At 72.3% G+C, this 20261-nt stretch carries 12 protein-coding genes and 1 pseudogene; all 13 read left to right on the top strand.

Annotation, left to right across the window (positions count from 1 at the left end; translation table 11 throughout):
* Positions 1–20: 20 nt before the first annotated feature.
* A pseudogene (locus tag ACZ3YO_RS19970) lies at positions 21–227 on the top strand (acyl carrier protein); the annotation flags it as partial.
* Positions 228–374: 147 nt separating this feature from the next.
* Complete coding sequence (locus ACZ3YO_RS19965) at positions 375–1214, top strand: thioesterase domain-containing protein (RefSeq protein WP_465571003.1); 840 nt, start codon at positions 375–377, stop codon at positions 1212–1214.
* The gene (locus ACZ3YO_RS19960; RefSeq protein WP_465570901.1) at positions 1211–2008 is read left to right on the top strand and encodes an FkbM family methyltransferase; all 798 of its coding nucleotides are present in this window, start codon (positions 1211–1213) and stop codon (positions 2006–2008) included. The genes ACZ3YO_RS19965 and ACZ3YO_RS19960 overlap by 4 nt, the downstream gene beginning before the upstream one ends.
* Positions 2005–2775: a thioesterase II family protein gene (locus ACZ3YO_RS19955; RefSeq protein WP_396322543.1), complete on the top strand. Its 771-nt coding sequence runs from the start codon at positions 2005–2007 to the stop codon at positions 2773–2775. Before ACZ3YO_RS19960 ends, ACZ3YO_RS19955 begins: the two co-directional genes overlap by 4 nt.
* 45 nt (positions 2776–2820) lie before the next feature.
* Entirely contained in the window at positions 2821–3816 is a 996-nt protein-coding gene (locus ACZ3YO_RS19950) for an ornithine cyclodeaminase family protein (protein WP_465570898.1), read from the top strand.
* Positions 3813–4733: an MBL fold metallo-hydrolase gene (locus ACZ3YO_RS19945; RefSeq protein WP_465570895.1), complete on the top strand. Its 921-nt coding sequence runs from the start codon at positions 3813–3815 to the stop codon at positions 4731–4733. Before ACZ3YO_RS19950 ends, ACZ3YO_RS19945 begins: the two co-directional genes overlap by 4 nt.
* Before the next feature lie 50 nt (positions 4734–4783).
* On the top strand, positions 4784–6679 hold the full coding sequence (locus ACZ3YO_RS19940) for an FAD/NAD(P)-binding protein (RefSeq protein ID WP_465570893.1): 1896 nt from the start codon (positions 4784–4786) through the stop codon (positions 6677–6679).
* 48 nt (positions 6680–6727) lie between these two features.
* Positions 6728–8866, top strand: coding sequence for an amino acid adenylation domain-containing protein (locus tag ACZ3YO_RS19935; protein ID WP_465570891.1), 2139 nt, complete (start codon positions 6728–6730; stop codon positions 8864–8866).
* A gap of 68 nt (positions 8867–8934) precedes the next feature.
* Positions 8935–9891, top strand: coding sequence for a TauD/TfdA family dioxygenase (locus tag ACZ3YO_RS19930; protein ID WP_465570888.1), 957 nt, complete (start codon positions 8935–8937; stop codon positions 9889–9891).
* 163 nt (positions 9892–10054) lie between these two features.
* Positions 10055–14071, top strand: a complete 4017-nt coding sequence (locus ACZ3YO_RS19925; RefSeq protein WP_465570886.1) for a non-ribosomal peptide synthetase — start codon at positions 10055–10057, stop codon at positions 14069–14071.
* 17 nt (positions 14072–14088) lie between these two features.
* Complete coding sequence (locus ACZ3YO_RS19920) at positions 14089–15897, top strand: carbamoyltransferase family protein (protein WP_465570884.1); 1809 nt, start codon at positions 14089–14091, stop codon at positions 15895–15897.
* 14 nt (positions 15898–15911) lie between these two features.
* The gene (locus ACZ3YO_RS19915) at positions 15912–18023 is read left to right on the top strand and encodes a hypothetical protein (protein WP_465570881.1); all 2112 of its coding nucleotides are present in this window, start codon (positions 15912–15914) and stop codon (positions 18021–18023) included.
* An 893-nt stretch (positions 18024–18916) separates the two neighbouring features.
* Positions 18917–20248 (top strand): helix-turn-helix domain-containing protein, encoded by a 1332-nt coding sequence (locus tag ACZ3YO_RS19910; RefSeq protein ID WP_465570878.1) that lies wholly within the window; start codon positions 18917–18919, stop codon positions 20246–20248.
* The last annotated feature ends 13 nt before the right edge of the window (positions 20249–20261 follow it).

Raw genomic sequence — 20261 nt, 5'->3', positions numbered from 1 at the left:
GATCTCCTACTGTCCGTCAAGTGACCGGAGAAAATAAATCGTGTCGGGTGATCGAGCAAGAACTCTGTGACATCTGGGCGGGCGTCCTCGGCGTCACGGCCCAGCCGCACGACGATTTCTTCGATCTGGGCGGGAATTCGCTCAAGGTGGTCGATGTCGTCATCGCTGCACGGCAACGCGGAATATCCGTGCGGAGCTCGGCGGTGTTCCGGAATCCCACACCGGCCCGGCTCGCCGAAAGCCTGACGGTGGGCGGCGTCGGGTCCGTTGATCCGCCGGCCGGGATTCCGGTCCCGGCCGTGCTGACGGATTCCGCCCCCGCGCCTGACTCCGGCAGCACGCCGGCGTCCGTCCCCGCGTCGGCCCCAGCTGCCGTGTCAGCTCCCACTCCCGCCCCCACTCCCGCCCCCGCGCACGGCGGGCCGGCCCTGACCCTGCTCGTCGCGGACGGTGTCGGGGAGCCGCTGTTCCTCGTCCTCTCGGAGCAGTTCTCCGACCTCGAGCGCGAGGCCGCGCGCGGCTGGGAGACCGGGCGCCCGGTGTACACGCTGTCGCTGGAGCACGACCCGGGCACCAATCCGGGTGCCAATCCGGGCGTCGACCCGGGCGCCGACCCGGCTGCCGAGCCGTGGACGGCGACCGTCCCCGAGCTGGCCGAGCGGTTCGTCGGCGAGCTGCTGGCCGTCCAGCCGGCGGGCCCGTATCACCTGGCCGGCGTCGGCAGCGGCGCCGTGCTCGCCTTCGAGCTGGCGCGCCAACTGCGCGCGCACGCACGGGAGGTGGACCGGGTGGTGCTGATCAAGCCGCCCGCCCTGCCCGGCTCGCCGGTCGACTTCGACCTCGCGCTGCGCCGCCGGCTGGCCCTGGTGGTGAAGCGGTTCGGCCTCGGCGGCGAGGAGGACGCGGAGCAGGTACTCGCCCTGCTGAGCCGGGAGGGCTGGTACGGCGCGGAGACCGGGGCGGCCGACCTGGCGCGGCTCCAGCGGGTGGCGGCCGGCCTCGCGTGGGCGCTGAGCCGCTACCGCCCGGAGGCCTGCGACGTCCCCGTCGTGCTGCTCCAGGACGAGAAGGAGGCCGACGCCGCCGAGCTGCTCTGGGGCCGGGCGGCCGCGGACCTGCGACCGCACTGGTTCGACTACGGCGTCGAATGGTTCGGGCCGTTGCTCGCCGATCCCAGGGTCGCTGACGTCATCAAGGCGGAGTTGCTGACATGACGTACGAGCAGCGCCTGCCGAACGGCCTGGTGGTGCGGTGCCTCAACCGCCATGAGGCCGAGTATCTGTACAAGGAGATCTTCGAGGACGGGGTCTACCTGCCGCCGGACGGCAAACCGCTCCCGGACGCCCCGGTCATCGTCGATGTCGGGGCCAATATAGGGATGTTCGCGCTGTTCGCCGCGCAGCAGTGGCCGACCGCCCGGATATTCTCCTTCGAGCCCGCTCCGGAGGTCTTCCGGTTGCTTTCCGGCAATGTCGCGGGGCTTTCCAACGTCACGGCTCTCAACCAGGCCGTCGGCTCCGTTGCGGAGCGGCGTGAGCTGACCTTCTACCCGCAGTACACGATGATGTCCGGATTCGACGCGGATCCTGCCGAGGACAAGGAACTGGTCCGCTCCTACATCAGGAATGTCGCCGCCGGCCTCGACGACGAGGAGCGCCGCGCGGTGTTGGTCGAGGAGACCGAGGAGATCCTGGCCGGCCGCTTCGAGGAGGTCCGGAAGGTCTCGTGCGAGGTGGTGCGGCTCGACGAGACGGCGACGAGGCTCGGCATCGACCGCATCGACTTCCTGAAGATCGATGTCGAGGGTTTCGAGCTGGAGGTGCTGCGCGGCATCGGCGAGGAGCTGTGGCCGAGGATCCGGCTGGCGGCCGTCGAGGTCGAGGGGGAAGGCCGGCTGGCCGCGGCCGTCGACCTGTTCACCGTCCACGGCATGACGACCACGGTGGAACAGCCCGAGGAGTACCGCGGCACCGATGTTTACACGTTGTTCGCGCGGAGGAACTCATGAGGGGAACACTGGTCAACCGGAAGTGGGTCGTCAGGCCGCGCCCGGTGGCCGAGCCGGACGTGCGGGTGATCTGCTTCCCGCACATCGGTGCCGGGGCCTCGATCTACAACGAGTGGGCCGACCGGCTCCCGGCCGGCGCCGAGCTGTGCGCCGTCCGGTTCCCCGGGAGGGAGAACCGGCTGGACGAGCCGCCGATCGAGGAGATGCCGGAGCTCCTGGAGACGTTGGGCAGCGTCCTGGCACCGGTGACGCAGGGACGGTTCGTGCTGTTCGGGCACTGCTCCGGCAGCCTGGTGGCCTTCGAGTTCGCGCGCTGGCTGCGCGCGCAGGGCCGGCCGCAGCCGGAGCTGCTGGTCGTCTCGTCGATCGAGGCGCCGGCCGTGCGCTCGATCGAGTCCCCGCTCCATCTGCTGCCCCGTGAGGAACTCTTCGAACAGGTGGCGTCGTTCGGCGGCGTGGCGCCGGGGGTCCTCGGCGACCCCGACCTGATGGAGATGTTCGAACCCGTGCTGCGGGCGGACTACCGGCTGATCGAACGGGCCCCGTACGCCCCCGGGTTGCCGCTGGACGTCCCGATCGCCGTCGCCGGCGGCATGCACGACCACTTCGTGACCTACGAGTCCATGGCGGCCTGGCGGTGGGAGACCACCCGGCCGTTCTCGCTGCACATGTACCCGACCAGCCACTTCGTGCTGGACGAGGCGTCGGAGCTGGTCTCCGCCCTGCTGCGCGGTGCGCCGGCGGCGGGCGCGGGACCGACCGGCTGACCGACGCCGCTGACGCGTGCACAAGCTCCAGAGAGAGACGAAAAGATGGCAATCATTCTCACCGACCAGGACGTCCGCCGGGCGACCGACGTCAAGGGTGTACTGAACGCGCTGGACGAGGCCTACCGGGAGGACCACGCCGGCAACACGGCGATCACCGAGCGGGTCAACCTCCGCTTCGAAGGAGGCTGGCTGCGGCTCATGGCCGCGGCGCTGCCGGGCCTCGGCGTGGTCGGTTACAAGGAGTTCCACCTGGTCGGCAGCACCGTCCGGTTCCAGGTCAACCTCTTCGACATCAGTACCGGTGAGTTCCTGGCCGCCGTGGACGGCAACCACCTCACCGTCCTGCGCACCGCCTCCACCGCCTGCCTGGCCGCCGCCAAGCTGGCGCCGGGTGCCAGGAGGGTCGGGATCATCGGTTCCGGCGCCGAGGCACGCATGCAGGCCACGGTCATCAGCCAACTGCTGGACCTGGAGCGGATCTCCGTGCACAGTCCGCGCAAGGAGCGGCGCGACGGGTTCGCCAGGGACCTCTCGGATCGCCTCGGCGTGGAGATCGAACCGGTCGCGGACGGGGCCACCGCCGTGCAGGACGCCGACCTGATCCTGGTGGCGACCAACACCGGTGGCAACGGCCCGGCCTTCTACGCGGACTGGATCCCCGAGACCGTCCACATCAGCTCCACCGGCTCGACCCTGCCCGAGGAGCGGGAGCTGGACGCCGAGGTCTGGCGCGCGCCCGGGCTCATCGTGGTGGACCGGCTGCAGGCACTGGAGGAGTCCGGCGACGCGATCACCGCCGTCAAGGCCGGCACCCTGGACACCGGGCGGGTGATCACGCTCGCCGAGCTGTGCAGCCGCCCCGCCGACGCGCCGCGCCCGGCCCGCACGCTGTTCAAGTCCGTGGGCTCGCCGCTGCAGGACGTCGCGGTGGCCGCGTACGCCTACCGCATTGCCGCGGCGCAGGGCCTGGGCACCGAGCTGGCGGGCTTCCCGTCCACCAAGGGCAGTGTCCCGGTCGTGGCAGGCGGTCGGAAGTGACGCTCGGCGGCGCGCCGCAGACGGTCGAGGTCAGCGAGGGCGTGTTCGCGTACGTCCAGCCGGACGGCAGCTGGTTCCTGAACAACACCGCCTTCCTGGTCGGCCGGCAGGGCGTCATCAGCATCGACACCTGCGCCACCGAGAGCCGGACGCGTGCCTACCTGGACGCGGTCGCCGGGGTGACCAGGGGTCCGGTCCGCACGCTGGTGAACACCCATCACCACGCCGACCACACCTTCGGCAACTATCTGCTCCCCGGCGCCACGATCATCGGGCACGAGCAGGCGCGGGCCGAGGTGGTGGCCTTCGGGCGGCCGTACAACCGGGGCGTGTGGAACGAGATCGACTTCGGCGAGTTCGAGCTGGCACCGCCGTTCCTCACCTACACCGACGGGGTCACGCTCTGGTCGGACGAACTGCGCTGCGACGTGCGGTACGTGGGGGGCCCGGCACACACGACCAACGACTCGATCGTCCACCTGCCGGACCGGTCCGTGCTGTTCGCGGGTGACCTGCTCTTCAAGGGCGGCGCGCCGTTCGTGCTGATGGGCTCGGTCAGCGGGGCGATCGAGGTGCTGGAGAAGGTGGTGCGGCCGCTGGACGCGCAGACCATCGTCCCCGGCCACGGTCCGGTCTGCGGGCCCGAGGTGATCGACGAGGCGCTCGGCTACCTGCGCACCGTGCAGGAGATCGCCCGCGAGGCCAAGGACGCCGGGCTGAGCCCGCTGGAGGCCGCGTTCGAGAGCGACCTCGGCGAGTACTTCGCGTGGCTGGACGTCGAGCGGATCGTCGGCAACCTGCACCGCGCGTACGCGGAGCTGGACGGCACCCCGCCCGGCGCCAGGATCGACACCGCCGCCGCCTACCGGGACATGGTCGTCTACAACGGCGGCAAGCCGCTCACCTGCCACGCCTGAGCCGGCATCACCCGGAACCGACTTTCTCTGCCCTCGGGAGGGGGATTCCCTTGACGCGACCCTGGCGGATAGCCGTCGTCGGCAGCGGCCCGCGCGGGCTGGCGGTGACCGAGCGCCTGGTGGCCCGGCTGACCGAGCAGCCCGGCGACCGGCCGGTGGAGCTGCACCTGATCGACGCGGTGGAGGTGGGCTGCGGGCGGATCTACCGCACCGACCAGCCGGAGTGGTTCCTGATGAACACGCCGGTGGGCCTGATCTCCGCGTTCTCCGGCGCCCAGGACGACGGGCCGGCCCGGGCCGGTGCGGGGCCGACCTTCGACCAGTGGTGGTCCGCCGGCGTCCCCGGCCACCCGGGGCCGGAGGGGTACGCGCCCCGGGCGGTGTACGGCCGCTACCTGCGTTTCGCCCTGGACGCGATCGAGGCCCACCTGCCGGCACACGTCCGGCTGACGCGCGTGCGCGCTGCCGTGACCGACCTCGAACCGTGCGGTGGCGGCTACCGCCTGACCACGGCCGGCGGGGGCCGCCTGGACGCGGACCGGGTGGTCCTGGTCACCGGCCACGCCGGGCCGGCGCCGGCGGAGCGCACCGAGCGGGAGCTTCTCGACTTCGCCGCGGACCGCCCCGGTCTCGGCTGGATCCGGGGCGACTCGCCGGCCGAGATGTCCCTCGACGCCATCCCGGCCGGCGCGGCCGTGGGCGTGCTGGGGCTCGGGCTGTCCTTCTACGACGTCATGGCGGCCCTCACGGTCGGCCGGGGCGGCCGGTTCACCGAGGACGCGGACGGCGAGCTGGTGTACCGGCCCGGCGGCGCGGAGCCCGTCCTGCTGGCCGGTTCGCGCAGCGGGCTGCCGCTGCTGGCCAAGGGCGACAACAACCGGCCTCCCGGGTACTCCTTCAAGCCCGTCCTCTTCACCCCGGACCGGGTCCGCAGCCGGGCGGCCGGGCCGGTGCTGGACTTCACGGCCGACGTGCTGCCCTGGCTGACCGCCGAGATCGACCTGGTCTACTACGCGACCGCGTTGCGCCACTCGCACGGGCCGGGCGCCGACGAGGAGTTCACCGCGGAGGTGGTCCTCGCCGGCGACGCCGGGCTGCCGGACGTCCGCACGATCGCCGCCCGTCACGGTGTCGCCGGGATGCCCCCGATCGACCTGGAGGCGCTGGCCCGTCCGTTCGCCGGGCGGACCTTCGCGGGGCCGGAGGAGTTCGACCGCACGCTCGCCGCGCTGCTGCGCGGGAGTGTCCGGGAGGCCGAGCGCGGCAACACCCGGTCGCCGCTGATGGCCGCGCTCGACGTCATCCGCGACACCCGCTGGGTGATGCGCGAGTGCGTCGACTTCGGGGGGCTCGACCCGGCTTCACACCGGGAGGCGTTCCTCGGCTCGTTCGTGCCGGTCAGCTCGGTGCTGGTGGCCGGGCCACCGCCGGTGCGGCTGCGGCAGGCGCTGGCGCTGATGGCGGCCGGAGTGCTGCGCGTGGTCGGGCCCGAGGTGCGGATCGCCGCCGATCCGGGCCTCGGCCGGTTCACCGTCTCCTCGCCCCGGGTGGCGGGTTCGGGGACGCCGGTCGACCACGTGGTCGACGCCCGCGTCCCGGTGCCGGACCTCGGCCGCGACCCGGCGGAGCTGACCCGCAACCTCCGCGGACGCGGCCTGTGGACCGAGTTCGTCAACCGGGACGCGCAGCACGCCTTCCGCACCGGCGGGGTGGCGGTCACCACGGCCCCGTTCCATCCGGTGGACCGCACGGGCCTGCCCGACACCGGCCTGTACGTCCTCGGCGTACCCACCGAGAACACGCGCTGGTTCACCCAGGTCGGCTTCGGCCGCCCCGGTCCGTGGGGCGACTACGTCCGGGACGCCGACGCGATCGCGGCTCACGCGCTGTCCGGCGTCCGCCCCGGCGAGGAACTGCCCGCGCGGGCGACTCCGGCCTACCAGTAGACAGCACGTCGCGCGCGTGCCGCGGTGCGACCACGAGGAGAGACCGCATTGACCGTCACACTGACCCTGCCCACCGCCTGGCAGCCCGGGCACGCCGCGGGCGAACCCGCCGAGACCGTCGTGGAGTTCGGCGATCTCGCCGACGGCCTGGGCGCACTGGCCGCGACCTGCGGGGCGACCGTCGGCGAGGTGCTGGTCGCCGCGCACGTCAAGGTGCTCGGCACGCTCACCGCGGACCACGGGCTGAGCACCGACGTCAGCCTCCCCGAGCACGAGCGGCCCGTCGCCGTCGAGGTGCACCGGGACGCCGAGACCTGGCGGCAGCTGCTCCAGCAGGTCGTCAAGGACCTGCGCTCCGGCGAGGAGATCGCCGCCGCCCCGGCCGGCCGGGGCGCGACCCGCCCCGACCGGGTCCTGTTCGCCGCGGCCGCCGGGCCCGGGACGGCGTACGGCCTGCTGGTCGCCCCCGAGGACGGACGGTTGCGGCTGACGGCCCGCGCCGAGAGCGTCGCGCCCGCCCGGTTCGCCGTCCTGGCGGCGATGTACCGGCTGGTCCTGGAGGCCATGGCCGCGGCACCCGACGGCGACGCCCTGGCCGCCCGGCTCCCGGCCGGGGAGAGGCAACTGGTGCTGCACACCTGGGCGTCCGGTGGCACGGTCGACCGCGGGACGGACACCGTCGACGCGCTGATCCACGCCCAGGCCCGCCGCACCCCGGACGCGGTGGCCGTCCGCTCGGACGAGGGCACCCTGACCTTCCGCGAGCTCGACGAGCGGGCCAACCGGATCGCCCACCACCTGAGGGACCTCGGCGCCGAACCCGACACCCTGGTCGGGGTCTGCCTGCGCCGAGGCCCGGACCTGCTGCCCGCCCTCATCGGGGTGTGGCGCTCCGGCGCCGGCTACCTGCCGCTCGACCCCGACCTGCCGCCCGAGCGCCTCCGGCTGATGGTCGAGACCGCCGGCTGCGAGACGGTGCTCACCGAGACCGCGCAGCTGCCGCTGCTCGAACCGGTGGACGGCGTCCGGAGCGTGCTCGTGGACGGGGACCGCGCCGCGATCGACGCCCGGCCGTCCGGCCTCCCCGACACCCCGGCCGACCCGCACCGGCTCGCCTACGTCATCTACACCTCCGGCTCCACCGGCGCGCCCAAGGGCGTGATGGTCGAGCACCGGGGCCTGGCCAACTACCTGCTGTGGGCGGCCACCGCGTACGCCGGCCGGGGCACCGGTGGCTCCGCCGCCTTCTCCTCGATCTCCTTCGACCTGGGCATCCCGAACCTGTTCAGCCCGCTGCTCGCCGGTCAGCCGGTCCACCTCCTCCCGGACCCGCTGCCGATCGCCGACCTGGGCGAGCACCTGGTCGCCGGCGGGCCGTACAGCTTCCTGAAGATGACCCCGGGCCAGCTGGACCTGCTCAGCCTCGACCTCACCCCGGAGGAGACCCGGGACCTCGCCGGGATCGCGATCGCGGCCGGCGACGCCTTCACCGCCGACCTGGCCGGCCGCTGGATCGCCGCGGCGGGCCCCGACGGCACCGCCGTCGCGACCGAGTACGGCCCCACCGAGATCACCATCGGGAACTCCGGGTACGTCGTCACCGAGCCACCGGGCAACGTCCTGGTGCCGCTCGGCGACCCGATCCCGAACACCACCATGTACGTGCTCACCGACCGGCTCGAGCCGCTCCCGGTCGGTGTCGCGGGCGAGGTCCACATCGGCGGTGTGGGCGTGGCACGCGGCTATCTGCACCGGCCGGAGCTGACCGAGGAGCGCTTCCTGCCCGACCCGTACGGCCCGCCCGGCGCGCGCCTCTACAAGACCGGCGACCGGGCCCGCTGGTTGCCGGACGGCTCGCTGGAGTTCCTCGGCCGGGTCGACCACCAGATCAAGATCCGTGGCTACCGGGTCGAGCCGGGGGAGATCCAGGAGCAGCTCCGCCGCCACCCCGGCGTCGCCGAGGTCGTCGTGATCGCGGCCGACCCGGACGCCCGGACCCAGAGCCTGGCCGCCTTCGTGCTGCCCGAGACGGGGGCCGCGCCCGAGGCCGCGAGCCTGCGCGAGCACCTCGGCGGGCGCCTGCCCGCGTACATGATCCCCGAGAGTTTCGTGACGGTCGACCGCTTCCCCCTGACCGCCAACGGCAAGGTCGACGTCCGGCAACTGCGAAGCCGGCTCGAGCCGTGACGCTCCCGCACCACCAGACGAGAGGCAGCAGTGTGACCGCCCTTGCATCCGAGCCCGGGCCCGTGTCCGTGGACGCGATTCGCCTGGCACTCACCACCGAGGAACGCGCCGTCCTGCGCGGCCTGGCCGAGGAGCTCGTCCGGACCCCGCCGGGGCTGCTCGACGACCCCGACTGGCTGGTCGAGGCCCGCCGGCTCAGCTGCCGGCTGCCGGTCCGGCTGATCGAGGCGCTGCGCGGACTGCGACAGGACGCCGGGGTGGCCGGCATCCTGTCGATCACCGGGTTGCCGGTGGACGAGAGCGCCCTGCCCGACACCCCGACGGTGAAGGACTCGGTCCAGCGGATCCCGGCGGTCCCCTCCGCGGCGGCGATGCTGCTGGCCCAGCAGCTCGGCGAGGTGATCGCCTACCGCGACGAGAAGCACGGCGCCCTGGTCCAGGACGTGGTCCCGGTCCGCTCGCTCGCCGGGTCCCAGAGCAACGCCGGCTCGGTCCCGCTGGAACTGCACAACGAGAACGCCTTCCACCCCTACCGCCCGGACCTGGTCGGCCTGCTGTGCCTGCGCGCCGACCGGGACGGCCGCGCCGGCACCCTGGTCTCCTCGATCCGCGAGGCGTTGCCGCTGCTCGACGACGCGGACCTCGCCGTCCTCAACAGCCCCCGCTTCGTCACCGAGGCGCCGCCGTCCTTCGGTTCGGGCGACGCCACGGCGCCGCACCCGGTGCTCGGGGGCAACGTCCGGGACCCGGACATCCGGGTCGACTTCAACGCCACCACCGCGCTGGACGACGAGGCCGCCGGGGCCATGGAGCGGCTGGGCACGGTGCTGACCAAGGTCTCCTCCTCACTGACCCTGGCGCCCGGCGAGCTGGTCTTCATCGACAACCGCCTGGTGGTGCACGGCCGTAGCGACTTCACCCCGCGCTACGACGGTCGTGACCGCTGGCTGCACCGGGTGTACGTGCACCTCGACAGCAGGCGCAGCGCCGCCCACCGCAACGGCCGCGGTCCCGTGCTGATCTGATCGGCCGTTCCGTGCCGGGAAGGGCCGGGAAGGCCGGGAATCGGGAATTCCCCGGCTTTTCCCGGGGCCGGTCGTCACCTGTTCGCAGGCACCTGCTTTCTGCCCCCGAAGGTGCCGCAATCCACCGGCCGAGGCCCCTAGCGTTGTCAATCTGACGTCTCGAATGGAACCGGGCAATGGGAGGCGGAGACGCCAGTCGCCCGGCGTGAGGAATTGGAGCTCAACAGTGTTCTCGCCCTCCGTCAGGCAGCAAGGCCTGTGGTTTCTGAGTCGGCAGGAAGGCTTGTCCCCCACCTACAACGTGCCGAGCGCGGTGCGGCTGGTGGGGGAATTGGACCGGGAGGCCCTCCGGCTCGCGCTGGGCGACGTGGTCGCCCGCCACGAGCCCCTGCGAACGGTCTTCGAGGTCGTCGACGGCACCCTCTGCGGGCGGGTCCTCGACATCGGGGACGGCGGCGTGGAACTCCCGGTGACCGAGGCCGACGAGGCGGGCGCCGCCGAGACCCTCGTCCGGCTCGGCCGGGTGCCGTTCGACCTCGCCAAGGACCTTCCCTTCCGGGCGCACCTCCTCGCCCTGGGCGAGCGGACGCACGTGCTGCTGCTCGTCGTCCACCACATCGCCACCGACGGCTCCTCGGAAGGGCCGCTCTTCCGCGACCTGGCCGTGGCCTACCGGGCGCGGACCGGGGGCCGGGCCCCGGACCAGGAGCCGCTGCCGGTGCAGTACAGCGACTACGCCGCGTGGCAGCGCGACTTCCTCGGCACCCCCTCGGACCCTGCGAGCGAGGCCGCCGAGCAGCTGGCCCACTGGCGAGAGGCGCTGGCCGGTCTGCCGGAGGAGGCGCTGATCCGGCCGGACCGCCCGCGGCCCCTCACCGCCTCGTACCAGGGTGTGGCGCACACCGTCAGCTGCTCCCGGCAGGTCCACTCCCGGCTGCTGGAGATCGCCCGGGAGACCGGGACCACGCTGTTCATGGTGGTCCAGGCGGCGACCGCCGTCCTGCTGTCGCGGACCGGGGCCGGCGACGACGTCCCGATCGGCGTGCCGGTCGAGGGCCGGGCCGACGAGGCGCTGGAGGACCTGGTCGGCTTCTTCGTCAACACCGTCGTGCTGCGGACCAGCACCGCGGGCAACCCGTCCTTCCGCGCGCTGCTCCAGCGGGTGCGCGAGACCGACATCGCCGCCTGGGCCAACCAGGACGTCCCGCTCGACTGGGTCGTCGAGGAGCTCAACCCGGAGCGCTCCACCAGTCGCAACCCGCTCTTCCAGGTGCTGCTGACCCTGGAGGAGGCCGGTGACCACCCTCTCGACCTGCCCGGACTCACCGTCAGCGCCGAGCCGGTCCACATCGGCACCGCCAAGTTCGACCTCTCCATCGGCTTCAGCCGGCAGCGGACCGAGCACGGTCTCCCGGACCGGCTCGCCGTCACGGTCGAGGGCAGCACCGACCTCTACGACGAGGCGACGGTCCGTGCCGCGGCCGAGCGCCTGGGGCTGGTCCTGGAGGCGGTGGCGGCCGACCCCGACACTCCGATCCGGGAGATCGCGCTGCTGGACGCCCGCGAGCGCGGGGTCCTCACCGAGTGGAGCGGCACCCTCGGGGCCGAGCCCACCGCCACCCTGGTCGGGCTGTTCGAGGCACAGGCCGCCGGCCGGCCCGACGCGACCGCCGTGGTGGACGGCGAGACCCGCGTCACCTACCGGGAGTTGAACGCCCGGGCCAACCGGCTGGCCCGGCTGCTGCGCGCCCGGGGCGCGGGCCCCGAGGAGCGCGTCGCGGTGCTGCTCGACCGCTCCGCCGACCTGGCCGTCGCGCTGCTGGCGGTCCTCAAGACCGGCGCGGCCTACCTGCCGGTCGACCCCGCGTACCCGGCCGAGCGCATCGCGACCCTCTTCGAGGAGGCACGGCCCGCCCTGGTGGTCACGGACGGCGCCGCCTCGGCGTCCCTGCCGCCGAAGTTCGAGGACGCCCCGGTCCTGCTCGGCGGCGGCGCCGTCGAAGCGGACCTCGCCGCCGGGGACGCGGCCGACCTGACCGACGCCGAGCGCACCACGCCGTTGCTGCCCGGGCACCCGGCGTACGTGATCTACACCTCCGGCTCCACCGGGCGCCCCAAGGGCGTCACCATCGCGCACAGCAGTGTGGTCGCGATCCTGGAGGCCACCCGCGAGCAGTTCGCCTTCGGCGGCGACGACGTGTGGACCTGGTTCCACTCCTACGCCTTCGACGTGTCGGTGTGGGAGATGTGGGGCGCCTTCGCGCACGGCGGCACCCTGGTCAGCGTCCCGTACGAGGTGTCGCGCCTGCCGAAGGACTTCCTGGCCCTGGTGGCGAGGGAGCGGGTCACCGTGCTGTGCCAGACCCCTTCGGCCTTCTACCCGCTGATCCCGGAGGACGCCAGGAGCACCCCCCAACTGGCGCTGCGCGCCGTGATCTTCGCGGGAGAGGCGCTCGACTTCGCCCAGATCTCGCCCTGGTACGACCGGCACCCGGACGACCGGGTGACGCTGGTCAACATGTACGGCATCACCGAGACCACCATCCACGCCACCTACCTGGCGCTGGACGCGCCGACGGTGGCCGGCTCGGTCGGCCGGAGCCTGGTCGGCGGGCCGTTGGCCGGCCTGCGGATGTTCGTGCTGGACGAGCGGCTGAGCCCGGTGCCGGTCGGCGTGGTCGGCGAACTGTACGTGGCGGGGCCGCAGTTGGCGCGCGGCTACCTGAACCGGCCGGGCCTGACGGCGGAGCGCTTCGTGGCCTGCCCGTTCGAGGGCGCGGGTGAGCGGATGTACCGCAGCGGCGACCTGGCCCGCTGGAGCCCGGACGGCGGGCTGGACTACATCGGCCGGGCCGACGACCAGGTGAAGATCCGCGGCTTCCGCATCGAACTGGGCGAGGTCCAGGCGGTGTTCACCCGCAACCCCCGGGTCCGCCAGGGCGCGGTCATCGTGCGCGAGGACGTACCCGGTGACAAGCGCCTGGTGGCCTACGCGGTGCCGGCGGACGACGGTGTGACGGCCGACGAGCTCCACGAGGACCTGCGCGAGCAGCTGCCCGACTACATGGTCCCGAGCGTGATCATGGTCAGCGAGCTGCCGCTCACCCCGAACGGCAAACTGGACCGCCGCGCACTGCCGGCCTGGACGGCCACCGGCGGCGGAGTGCGGGCCGCCGGGACACCGGTCGAGAAGGCGCTCTGCGCGCTGATGGCCGAGATCCTCGGGGTCCCGGACGTCGGTGTCGGCGACAACTTCTTCAACCTCGGCGGCCACTCGCTGCTCGCCGTGATGTTCCTCGACCGCGTCACGGAAATCGCCGACATCGGCGGCGTCCCGCTGACCATCCGCGACCTGTACCGCTGGCCGACCGTGGCCCAGCTGGCCCAGCAGCTGACCAACCGCACCCGGGGCAACCCCATGGAGCCGGTCCTCACCATGCGCGAGGGCGTCGGCGAACCGCTGTTCATCCTGCCGGTGGCCTCGGGCCTGAGCTGGACCTACTCCCCGATCCTTCCGCACCTCGACGACGACCGCCCGGTGATCGGCCTGCAGTCCACCCAGCTCGCGGACGGGGTGAAGCCGGCCTCCATGGCCGAGATGGCCGACTCCCACGTCGCGGCGATCCGCGAGCTCCAGCCGCACGGGCCCTACCACCTGATGGGCTGCTCGTTCGGCGGGGTGCTGGCGTACCTGGTCGCCGTCCGCCTGGAGGCGGCGGGAGAGGAGGTCGCGACGCTGGCCCTGCTGGACGCCCGGCCGCTGCCCGAGGAGTTCCGGCCGGCCGAGGCGGACAGCCGCTGGGTGATGGAGGTCCTGCTGGGCCACCGCGCCGACGGCCTGGCCGACCCGGCGAGCCACGAGGAGCTGGTCGACCTGCTCCGCGCGCACGACCCGGTGCTCGGCATGCTGGAGTGGAAGCAGGCCTCCACCGTCGCGGCCACCACCGTCGGCAACTGCGAGGCGTTCCTGCACTACCACGCCGGGGAGCGATTCTCCGGCGACCTGCTGTTCTTCAACGCCACCCGGACCAGCGACCGTTCGGGCGCGCAGACGTGGGGAGCGTTCGTCGACGGCGAGATCCTGCAGTACGACCTCGACTGCGGGCACCTGGAGATCACCGGCCGCGAGCCCCTGCGGGAGATCGGCCAGCTGATCGACGACCACCTGGCGCAGTGGTGAAAGCGGAAGGAAACCGAATGTCCACCAGTGTCACCCCCCGGCGCCAGCCCGCCTCGGACGTCAACGTCCTGGGCGTATCGGCCGGTTACCACGACTCGGCGGCCTGCCTGATCCGCAACGGCAAGCTGGTCGCCGCGGTCCAGGAGGAGCGGTTCACCCGGGTCAAGAACGACAAGTCGTTCCCCCGGAACGCGCTCCGCTACTGCCTGGACGAGGCCGGGCTGAGCCTCGCCGACGTCGACGCCATCGGCTACTACGAGGACCCGGTGCAGAAGCTGGGCCGCCAGATCTGGATGGGCCTGATGCCCGGCGTGCCGGCCAAGCGCCGCCGCGACATCCAGGACCGGATGACCAGGACCCCGCCGATCGACGTGCTCCGCACGGTGACCGGGTACGAGGGCCCGGTCGAGATCGTCGACCACCACCTCTCGCACGCGGCGAGCAGCTACTACTTCTCCGGCTTCGACGAGGCGGCCATCCTGACCGTGGACGGCGTCGGCGACTGGCCGACGACCACCTACGGCTCCGGCAACGGGCACCTCGTGGAGCGCTTCGAGCAGGTGGACTTCCCGGACTCGCTGGGCTTCTTCTACAGCGCCGTCACCGGCTACCTGGGCTTCGAGGTCAACGAGGGCGAGTACAAGGTCATGGGCCTGGCCCCCTACGGGGAGCCCCGCTACGCCGACCGGATCCGCGACCTGGTCGAGCCGGGCGAGGGCGGGCAGTACCGGCTCAACATGAAGTACTTCTCCTTCCTCTCGGAGGAGTCCATGTACTCGCCGGCGCTGGCCGAGCTGCTCGGCCGGCCGGCCCGGGTGCCGGAGTCCGAACTCCAGCCCTTCCACCTGGACGTGGCCCGCAGCGTCCAGGTGGTCCTGGAGGACATCCTGTTGGAGAAGGTGCGCTACCTGCACGAGAAGGTGCCGAGCGAGAACCTCTGCATGGCGGGCGGTGTGGCGCTGAACGTGGTGGCGAACAGCCGTTGTCTGAGGGAGGGCCCGTTCGAACGACTGTTCGTTCAGCCGGCCGCCGGCGACGCGGGCGGTTCGATCGGGGCCGCCGCGGTGGCGCACGTACGGCTGACCGGTGAGCGGCCGGAACACAAGCGGCAGGAGCACGTCTACCTGGGGCCCGCCAGCTCCGGCGACGAGGTGCACCGGCTGCTGAGGAACACCTCCGCGCGCTACCGGGACTTCCGGGGCAAGGAGGAGCAGTTGATCACCCACGTGGCCCGGAAGCTGGCCCGGGGCAAGGTGGTCGGCTGGCTCCAGGGGAGGATGGAGTTCGGCCCGCGCTCGCTCGGCGCGCGTTCGATCCTGGCCGATCCCCGGGGCGCCGGGACGCGCGACCGGATCAACGAACTGGTCAAGCTGCGGGAGTCGTTCCGCCCGTTCGCGCCGGCCGTGCTGGAGTCCGAGGCGCAGAACCACTTCGACCTGGACCACCCGTCTCCGTTCATGCTGGAGACCCACCAGGTGACCTCCCCGATCGACCTGCCCTCCATCACGCACGTGGACGGCTCGGCCCGGATCCAGACCGTCGACGGCGGGAGCAACCCGAGGTTCGCGAAGCTGCTGGGCGAGTTCCACCGGCAGACCGGGTGCCCGATCCTGCTCAACACCTCGTTCAACGTGCGCGGGGAACCGATCGTGTGCACTCCGCTCGACGCCATCAGGTGTTTCGTCAAGAGCCAGATCGACCTTCTGGTGATCGAGGACTTCGTTCTGGACCGTTCGTCGATTCCGCTGCTGTGGGAGTTGGAGACCGCGATTCCCACGCCGCTGGCCGGCGAAGCGGTCGACCACCTCGTCTACACGCTCCTCTGAACAGGAACGGGCCCATGGACCGACCTTCGGATTCCCTGAAGTTCTTCGCCGATGAACTGGCGCGGCAGCTCTCGACCGACGACGGCGCGCGGCTGGCACAGCTGCTGCGGCTGCTCTCCACCGACCCGCCCGGCCCCGCACCGGCGCCGGGCGCATCGGCCGGGCCGCCGGACGTGCAGCGGGTCGGGATCTGGCAGCGCACCGGCGGCGACGGGCCGTTCGTCCGCGACCAGGAGCGGCGGCTGGAGTGGCCCATGTGGGCCAACGCGGGTGAGATCCCGCCCAAGGCGCGCGGCCGGCGGGTGCTGCTCCTCGGCGAGTCGGTGGCCCGCGGTTTCCTGTACGACCCGGCCTACACCCCCGCCGGGGTGCTGGCGGCGCTGCTGGAGTCCCGTCTGGGGCCCGGCGAGGTCGAGGTCGTCGACCTGGCCCGTACCTCGCTGGGGCGGGAGATCAAGGACCTCGCCCTGGCCGCCGCCGTGCTGGAGCCCGACGCGGTGGTGCTCTTCTGCGGCAACAACTGGCGCTACGAGCTGCCGACCGAGCCGCTGGAGCGCGGAGTGCTGGCGGCGGCGGTGCGCGAGCGGGGCCCTGCCGGGTACCGGGAGCACGCGGAGGAGTTCGTCCGGCGGACCTCCGAGGAGATCGTCGACGAGGTCTCCGCGTTCTACGCGGAGCGCGGTGTGCCGGTGCTGTGGATCGCCCCGGAGTTCAACCTGGCCGACTGGCGCGACCCGGTGGCGAACGCCGCCCACCTGCCGGCCGACGGCAACCCGCGGTGGGTGGCCCTGTACGGGACGGCCCGGGCCGCGCTGGCCGAGGGCCGCTTCGGGGAGGCGGCCGAGGCCGCCCGCCGGATGGTCGAACTCGACCAGGGCACCAACGCGGCCGGCCACTACGTCCTGGCGGACTGCGCCCGGGCCGCCGGCGACGAGGACGCGGCCCGGGCCGCGCTGGAGGCCGCCCGGGACGCCCAGATCTGGGACACCACCGTGGTCTACGCCCCGCGGAGCACCGCGCCGGTCCTCGCGGCCCTGCGCGAGGGCGCCGAGCGGCACGGCGGCCTGCTGGTCGACTCGCCGGAGCTGTTCCGCGAGCACCTCGGCGGCGGCATTCCGGACCGGCGGCTCTTCATCGACTACTGCCACCTCAACGCGGAGGGCATCCGCGTGACCATGGCGGCCGCGGCCGCCGCGCTGCTGGGCGCGTTCAAGGAGACCGCGGTGGGTTGGCGGGAGCTGCTCGCCGAGGCACCCGGGCCGGAGGCCGGATCGGAGGCGGAGACGCTCTTCCTGGCCGCCGTCCACAACGCGCACTGGTGGCAGGACGGGGAACTGGTCGAGCACTCGATCGAGCGCTCGGTCGGCCTTTCCGACCGGCTCGCGCCGCTCATGTCGGCCTATCTGGAACTGCAGGCCCGGCGCACCCCGATGCTGATGTGCGCGTCCGCGGAGAAGCTGCTGAAGGCCGGTTCACCGCAGATCCAGCGCTACCTCTTCGTGAATGTCCGCCAGTATCTCGATCCGCTCATCACGGGATCGATCGCCAACGTACTGGCGAAGGACGGCCAGGACGTCCGCCGGCAGGTCGAGAAGGTGTGGATCGACGAGCATTCGGTCGGACTCCGGAAGGTCGACCTGCTCGATCCCTCGTACAACTCGGCCGGCCGCCAGGCACTGGAGCTCCAGTGGTCGACCCCCGGTGCCCCGGCGTACGAGCGGAACTACTACAAGGCCTTCTCGGCCCGATCGGTGTTCTTCTTCGTGGGTGAGGCCGGACGGCCGGTCGAGCTGGACGTCACCTGGCGGACACCGCACCCGGCCGGCGCCGGGGGGCAGGTGTCGGTCGAGGTGAACGGCCGGCCGGTCGCCATCGTGTCGGGCGGCGCCCGGTGGGAGCGCCACGGGATCTCGCTGCCCGGCGAGATCGTGTGCGACGGCCTCAACGAGGTCGTCCTGGCCTGGCCGTCACCGGCCTTCCCCGGTGACGCGGGGATCCGGAGGATCTCCGCCGACGTCCTGGCGGGCCGGACGCCCGACCCGTACTGCTCCTTCGGTGACGTCCACACGTTCACGGCTGTCGCCGGGGGTGCCGGCGACAGCGACCGACCCGGGGCGGGCCGGTAACAACGCATTCCCCGAACGGCGGTGCCGAAATCATCGGCACCGCCGTTCTGCGTGTACGAGCGAAAAATGCCCGAGGGTACGCCAAAGGAATTGGGCGCGTCCTCCGGCCCGCTTCAGACAATCACGGTGCGGCCGATGGCCGCAAACGGTTGTCCACCATGCGGACGTGACGGCGAGACGCCCTCCGAGACTGCGGAAGATTCCTCTCCCGGCTGGCCGGAACGAGCCCCTCCGGATGGCCCGGAACGTGAGGATCCCGGCTGTGGAGCGGCACGCGGCACTCACAACCGGGCTCGCCGGGGCCTGACGAGACGGTGTAAAGCGGGCGTATCACGCGGCCGGAGATATGCCGGGGATGTGCGCTTCTGGGGGCGATCAAGGGTGTTTGGCGAGCCGCTCGGGACGGCTCCGATCGAGCCAGGAGCTTTCCTTGTGTACCCGTCATGTGTTGTCATCTGATGCCGCACGAACTGCGGTGAGCGCCGTCAGGTTGCCGGAACGGGGGAAGTGTCATGCCGGGCAAAACCGACATTTGGTCCGTCAGGCGGAAGGCCGGAGAAATCGTTCTGGGGACGGCGCTCTGTCATTCGGTGGCCATGCGCCGCGCATGAGCCACCTCCGGTGGTCAAAGGTTCCCCGAGAGCTCGGGGTCGATTCAAATATCTCCGCAGCAGGCCGTTGCGATGACCGAATCCCTCTGCGTGTCATTTCTGGCGGACGTGGCTGCGAGCCGAATGGCCGATGCGGAATCCCATGTGATCTCCATGAAATCGGTGAGATCGGCGCATTCCGTCCGGGCCGGCCAGTGCTGTGGTCCGCCCGAGGGGGTGCGGTGACGATCTAGACCCATCCGTCCGGCCGATCCCAGCGAATCGGACGGCAATCTCTGGAGCGTGTTCAAAATCACTGCCAACCATGTGCAGAACGCACAGTTCAGTGTCCTGCTGCGAAATGCGCGAAAGCGCGTGGGGATGACCCAGCGGCAGCTTGCCGAAATCTCCACGATCAGTGTCCGGGCCATCCGCGACCTGGAGCTGGAACGCACGAGGACCCCGAGGATCCAGACCATCCGGCTGCTCGCCGACGCCCTGCGGCTGAGCAAGGCCCGCCGGGCCGAACTCGAGGCGGCGGCCGGCCCCTTCGTCGGCGAGACGCTCATCGACGAGCTGATCGCACCGCCCGCCCCCCTGGGCCCGATCATCGGCCGCGGGCGCGAGACGGCCACGCTGACCGCCATGCTGGAGTCCTCCGGACACCGGCTGGTCAAGGTCGTGGGCATGCCCGGCGTCGGCAAGACCCGCCTGATCCACGAGGTCGCCAGCGTGCTGCACCAGAGCGGCCGGATGCCGGCCGTCTGCATCGAACTGGACGGCCCCGGGCCGGTCGTCGACGATCCGCGCGACCCCGCGAACACCCTGCTCGGCCGGATCGCCGGTCTCCTGGGGTGTGAGCCCGCCCTCGACGACCTGGCCGCCGTCCTGGCCAAGAACGACATCCTGCTCACCGTCGACGGCCGGGACCTCGACCAGGACGACGAGCTGATGCTGCGTCTCATGCTGAGCCGGTGTCCGGGACTGCGGGTGCTGTACGAGACCTGCGAGACCTCGCCGACCGCCGGCGACCCGGTCTTCCCGGTCTTCCCGCTCGCCGTGCCGGAGTGGGCCCGCGGCGAGGCCCGCGACGCCGACCTCGCCGCGTACCCGGCGGTGGAGTTCATGCGATCGCGCTGCGCGCAGCTCTACCTGGAGACCGCCGCGGACATGGAGGTGACCGCCGCGATCGCCCGCATCTGCTGGCACCTGGACGGCGTTCCCGCAGTTCTGGAGGCCGCGGCCTCCTGGCTGCTGCTCTACGAGCCCGCCCAGCTCCTGGACCCCGCGGCCGGCCTGCCGGCGATGCTCACCAACGCCCTGGTCAACGCCGACGACTCGCTGACCGCCTGGCTCGCCCGCACGGTGGCCGCGCTGCCGGTGGAGGACACCGAGGGGCTGCGTCGTCTGGCCGACGCCGACCCGTGGACGGTGGACCAGGCCGTCGGCCTGCTCGGTGGCCCCGCCGCCGCGGCGTTGCGCGCCATCCACCTGCTGCGCACGCTCGGCCTGGTGCGCCGGATCGCCGGGGCGAGCGGCGAACCGCCCCGCTTCTCCGTGCTCAACCTGGTGCGCCACGCCCTCCCGCCCAGAACCGTCATGGTGCAGCGGCAGCTGACGTGCACCGTGCCTTAGGTCCTGCCCGGCC

The sequence above is a fragment of the Kitasatospora sp. NPDC022785 genome, assembly GCF_055561295.1.
This window is presented reverse-complemented; position numbering and strand designations above follow the sequence as displayed.

What these genes read in the sequence shown, in the direction of transcription:
- ACZ3YO_RS19925 (WP_465570886.1), top strand. Translation starts at nt 10,055, where the DNA reads ATGGAACCGGGCAATGGGAGGCGGAGACGCCAGTCGCCCGGCGTGAGG.
- ACZ3YO_RS19920 (WP_465570884.1), top strand. Translation starts at nt 14,089, where the DNA reads ATGTCCACCAGTGTCACCCCCCGGCGCCAGCCCGCCTCGGACGTCAAC.
- ACZ3YO_RS19955 (WP_396322543.1), top strand. Translation starts at nt 2,005, where the DNA reads ATGAGGGGAACACTGGTCAACCGGAAGTGGGTCGTCAGGCCGCGCCCG.
- ACZ3YO_RS19950 (WP_465570898.1), top strand. Translation starts at nt 2,821, where the DNA reads ATGGCAATCATTCTCACCGACCAGGACGTCCGCCGGGCGACCGACGTC.
- ACZ3YO_RS19915 (WP_465570881.1), top strand. Translation starts at nt 15,912, where the DNA reads ATGGACCGACCTTCGGATTCCCTGAAGTTCTTCGCCGATGAACTGGCG.
- ACZ3YO_RS19960 (WP_465570901.1), top strand. Translation starts at nt 1,211, where the DNA reads ATGACGTACGAGCAGCGCCTGCCGAACGGCCTGGTGGTGCGGTGCCTC.